This window comes from Microbacterium sp. NPDC055665 (genome assembly GCF_053618035.1).
Genome location: NZ_JBSHGY010000020.1, coordinates 1 through 5,513, shown reverse-complemented (window position 1 = coordinate 5,513; position 5,513 = coordinate 1). Strand labels below are relative to the sequence as shown.

Here is a 5,513-nt window from a genome sequence, read left to right as displayed (position 1 = left end):
GCCTGGCTGTGATGGCTGGGTCGTGGGAGCATCCGATCCTTGAGAACTCAACAGCGTGCACTTGTCAAATGCCAAATTATCCTCGTCTAGCTTCGGCTGGGTGAGAATTCCTTTGGATCAAAGACCAACTCCTTTCGGGGGGTTGGCAATGGATGAAGTCAGCAATGAATTTGTCTCTTTGGTCAGCATCAAACTCGCTGCGTCACCGTTTTCCCGGTGTCGTATGCATTTCTTTTTTACGGAGAGTTTGATCCTGGCTCAGGATGAACGCTGGCGGCGTGCTTAACACATGCAAGTCGAACGGTGAACACGGAGCTTGCTCTGTGGGATCAGTGGCGAACGGGTGAGTAACACGTGAGCAACCTGCCCCTGACTCTGGGATAAGCGCTGGAAACGGCGTCTAATACTGGATATGTGACGTGACCGCATGGTCTGCGTCTGGAAAGAATTTCGGTTGGGGATGGGCTCGCGGCCTATCAGCTTGTTGGTGAGGTAATGGCTCACCAAGGCGTCGACGGGTAGCCGGCCTGAGAGGGTGACCGGCCACACTGGGACTGAGACACGGCCCAGACTCCTACGGGAGGCAGCAGTGGGGAATATTGCACAATGGGCGCAAGCCTGATGCAGCAACGCCGCGTGAGGGACGACGGCCTTCGGGTTGTAAACCTCTTTTAGCAGGGAAGAAGCGAAAGTGACGGTACCTGCAGAAAAAGCGCCGGCTAACTACGTGCCAGCAGCCGCGGTAATACGTAGGGCGCAAGCGTTATCCGGAATTATTGGGCGTAAAGAGCTCGTAGGCGGTTTGTCGCGTCTGCTGTGAAATCCGGAGGCTCAACCTCCGGCCTGCAGTGGGTACGGGCAGACTAGAGTGCGGTAGGGGAGATTGGAATTCCTGGTGTAGCGGTGGAATGCGCAGATATCAGGAGGAACACCGATGGCGAAGGCAGATCTCTGGGCCGTAACTGACGCTGAGGAGCGAAAGGGTGGGGAGCAAACAGGCTTAGATACCCTGGTAGTCCACCCCGTAAACGTTGGGAACTAGTTGTGGGGTCCATTCCACGGATTCCGTGACGCAGCTAACGCATTAAGTTCCCCGCCTGGGGAGTACGGCCGCAAGGCTAAAACTCAAAGGAATTGACGGGGACCCGCACAAGCGGCGGAGCATGCGGATTAATTCGATGCAACGCGAAGAACCTTACCAAGGCTTGACATATACGAGAACGGGCCAGAAATGGTCAACTCTTTGGACACTCGTAAACAGGTGGTGCATGGTTGTCGTCAGCTCGTGTCGTGAGATGTTGGGTTAAGTCCCGCAACGAGCGCAACCCTCGTTCTATGTTGCCAGCACGTAATGGTGGGAACTCATGGGATACTGCCGGGGTCAACTCGGAGGAAGGTGGGGATGACGTCAAATCATCATGCCCCTTATGTCTTGGGCTTCACGCATGCTACAATGGCCGGTACAAAGGGCTGCAATACCGCGAGGTGGAGCGAATCCCAAAAAGCCGGTCCCAGTTCGGATTGAGGTCTGCAACTCGACCTCATGAAGTCGGAGTCGCTAGTAATCGCAGATCAGCAACGCTGCGGTGAATACGTTCCCGGGTCTTGTACACACCGCCCGTCAAGTCATGAAAGTCGGTAACACCTGAAGCCGGTGGCCTAACCTTTTTGGAGGGAGCCGTCGAAGGTGGGATCGGTAATTAGGACTAAGTCGTAACAAGGTAGCCGTACCGGAAGGTGCGGCTGGATCACCTCCTTTCTAAGGAGCATCTGACTCTTCGGAGTCCAGAACCCAGTTCGAAGGCATACGTTCTTCGCTGGGAGCTCATGGGTGGAACATTTGACATGGTGCGAAGGATGTTGTTCTTCTCCAGTACGCCGCTTCGGTGGTTGGAACGGGGAGGGTGGCGGATGTCGCACCTGCACGCTGTTGGGTCCTGAGGGACCGGATGCGGATCTTTTGGGATCTGGTCTGAACCTCTGGACCTCTTTCTGTTTGTCCGTTTCGGGCAGGTGGATGGGGGTACCGCCCGTACTTTGAGAACTACACAGTGGACGCGAGCATCTTGCAACAGCCTTCGGGTTGTTGCACAAGATGATCTTAAAGATCATTAGTCAATTTCAGATTCCATCTTCGGGTGGGGTCGAGTTTTTGATTCAAACTCATGTGATTTCAAGTCTTTAAGAGCAAACGGTGGATGCCTTGGCATCTGGAGCCGAAGAAGGACGTAGCAATCTGCGATAAGCCTCGGGGAACTGATAAGCAAGTTTTGATCCGAGGGTGTCCGAATGGGGAAACCCCGCTGGGCGGCGTGCCGACCTAGTGACTCCCGCCTGAATATATAGGGCGGGTAGAGGGAACGTGGGGAAGTGAAACATCTCAGTACCCACAGGAAGAGAAAGCAACCGCGATTCCGTTAGTAGTGGCGAGCGAAACCGGAACAGGCTAAACCTAGCGTGTGTGATAGCCGGCAGGTGTTGCACGTTGGGGGTTGTGGGACTTTTCAGTCATCTCTGCCGAGGTGGCGGCGTTACAAGAAGGTATAGACGAACGGTCTTGAAAGGCCGGTCATAGAGGGTGCCAACCCCGTAGTCGAAATGCCTCTCTTGGCGCGAAGAGTATCCCAAGTAGCACGGGGCCCGTGAAATCCCGTGTGAATCTGTCAGGACCACCTGATAAGCCTAAATACTCCCAGATGACCGATAGCGGACAAGTACCGTGAGGGAAAGGTGAAAAGTACCCCGGGAGGGGAGTGAAATAGTACCTGAAACCGTTTGCTTACAAACCGTTGGAGCCTCCTTAGTAGGGGTGACAGCGTGCCTTTTGAAGAATGAGCCTGCGAGTTAGCGATATGTGGCGAGGTTAACCCGTGTGGGGTAGCCGTAGCGAAAGCGAGTCTGAATAGGGCGATTCAGTCGCATGTCCTAGACCCGAAGCGAAGTGATCTATCCATGGCCAGGTTGAAGCGACGGTAAGACGTCGTGGAGGACCGAACCCACTTAGGTTGAAAACTGAGGGGATGAGCTGTGGATAGGGGTGAAAGGCCAATCAAACTTCGTGATAGCTGGTTCTCTCCGAAATGCATTTAGGTGCAGCGTTGCGTGTTTCTTGCCGGAGGTAGAGCTACTGGATGGCCGATGGGCCCTACAAGGTTACTGACGTCAGCCAAACTCCGAATGCCGGTAAGTGAGAGCGCAGCAGTGAGACTGTGGGGGATAAGCTTCATAGTCGAGAGGGAAACAACCCAGACCACCAACTAAGGTCCCAAAGCGCGTGCTAAGTGGGAAAGGATGTGGAGTTGCCTTGACAACCAGGAGGTTGGCTTAGAAGCAGCCACCCTTGAAAGAGTGCGTAATAGCTCACTGGTCAAGTGATTCCGCGCCGACAATGTAACGGGGCTCAAGCACGCCACCGAAGTTGTGGCATTGACATTATTGGTAGGCCTTCGTGGTCCAGCCGTGTTGATGGGTAGGAGAGCGTCGTGTGGCCAGCGAAGCGGCGGTGTGAACCAGCCGTGGAGGCTACACGAGTGAGAATGCAGGCATGAGTAGCGAATGACGTGTGAGAAACACGTCCTCCGAAAGACCAAGGGTTCCAGGGTCAAGCTAATCTTCCCTGGGTAAGTCGGGACCTAAGGCGAGGCCGACAGGCGTAGTCGATGGACAACGGGTTGATATTCCCGTACCGGCGAAGAACCGCCCAAGCTAATCCAGTAGTGCTAAGTGTCTGAATCCCAGTGACTGATCCCTTCGGGGTGACGCTCTGGGCCTAGCGCACGACCCCATTCTGGTGCGGTTAGCGTATTAACAGGTGTGACGCAGGAAGGTAGCCCAAGCCAGGCGATGGTTGTCCTGGTGCAAGTGCGTAGGCCGAGTCGTAGGCAAATCCGCGATTCACATAGGCTGAGACACGATGCGGATAAAAAGTGGGTGATCCTATGCTGCCAAGAAAAGCATCGACGCGAGGTTCTAGCCGCCCGTACCCCAAACCGACTCAGGTGGTCAGGTAGAGAATACCAAGGAGATCGAGAGAATCGTGGTTAAGGAACTCGGCAAAATGCCCCCGTAACTTCGGGAGAAGGGGGGCCTTCGGCGTATAGGGATTTACTCCCGAAAGCGTTTGGAGGCCGCAGAGACTAGTGGGTAGCGACTGTTTACTAAAAACACAGGTCCGTGCCAAGTCGCAAGACGATGTATACGGACTGACGCCTGCCCGGTGCTGGAAGGTTAAGAGGACCGGTTAGCCGTAAGGCGAAGCTGAGAATTTAAGCCCCAGTAAACGGCGGTGGTAACTATAACCATCCTAAGGTAGCGAAATTCCTTGTCGGGTAAGTTCCGACCTGCACGAATGGCGTAACGACTTCCCAACTGTCTCAACCGCGAACTCGGCGAAATTGCATTACGAGTAAAGATGCTCGTTACGCGCAGCAGGACGGAAAGACCCCGTGACCTTTACTACAGCTTGGTATTGGTGTTCGGTGTGGCTTGTGTAGGATAGGTGGGAGACTTTGAAGCATGGACGCTAGTTCGTGTGGAGTCATTGTTGAAATACCACTCTGGTCACTCTGGATATCTAACTTCGAACCGTAATCCGGTTCAGGGACAGTGCCTGGTGGGTAGTTTAACTGGGGCGGTTGCCTCCCAAAAAGTAACGGAGGCGCCCAAAGGTTCCCTCAACCTGGTTGGCAATCAGGTGTCGAGTGTAAGTGCACAAGGGAGCTTGACTGTGAGACTGACAGGTCGAGCAGGGACGAAAGTCGGGACTAGTGATCCGGCAGTGGCTTGTGGAAGCGCTGTCGCTCAACGGATAAAAGGTACCTCGGGGATAACAGGCTGATCTTGCCCAAGAGTCCATATCGACGGCATGGTTTGGCACCTCGATGTCGGCTCGTCGCATCCTGGGGCTGGAGTAGGTCCCAAGGGTTGGGCTGTTCGCCCATTAAAGCGGTACGCGAGCTGGGTTTAGAACGTCGTGAGACAGTTCGGTCCCTATCCGCTGCGCGCGTAGGAAATTTGAGAGGATCTGACCCTAGTACGAGAGGACCGGGTTGGACGAACCTCTGGTGTGTCAGTTGTTCCGCCAGGAGCACCGCTGATTAGCTACGTTCGGGATGGATAACCGCTGAAAGCATCTAAGCGGGAAGCCGGCCTCAAGATGAGATTTCCATACCTTCGGGTGAGAGGCTCCCAGCCAGACTACTGGGTTGATAGGCCAGATGTGGAAGTGCAGTAATGCATGCAGCTGACTGGTACTAATAAGCCGATGACTTGATAACACACCGTTTGTTGGTGCTACGCGTCCACTGAGTGGTTCTCGATGTACGGTCGAGAACCGCATAACAACAATGACTTTGTTATGTGTTTGATTGAAACATCAATAGTGTTTCGGCGGCCATAGCGTGAGGGAAACGCCCGGTTACATTCCGAACCCGGAAGCTAAGCCTCACAGCGCCGATGGTACTGCAGGGGGGACCCTGTGGGAGAGTAGGACACCGCCGGACTCCTTTTAGACA

3 rRNA genes are annotated in these 5,513 nt (G+C 54.5%); all 3 read left to right on the top strand.

The features are described 5' to 3' along the window. Positions 1 to 235 precede the first annotated feature (235 nt). The 3 genes from ACWGO6_RS19105 to rrf all read left to right on the top strand — a co-directional run bounded on the left by ACWGO6_RS19105 (position 236) and on the right by rrf (position 5,501). A 16S ribosomal RNA gene (locus ACWGO6_RS19105) occupies positions 236 to 1,759 on the top strand. Positions 1,760 to 2,171: 412 nt separating this feature from the next. Further along, a 23S ribosomal RNA gene (locus ACWGO6_RS19100) occupies positions 2,172 to 5,276 on the top strand. Between the two features lie 108 nt (positions 5,277 to 5,384). Further along, positions 5,385 to 5,501, top strand: a 5S ribosomal RNA gene (rrf, locus tag ACWGO6_RS19095). Together the 16S, 23S and 5S rRNA genes form the textbook arrangement of a ribosomal RNA operon. The last annotated feature ends 12 nt before the right edge of the window (positions 5,502 to 5,513 follow it).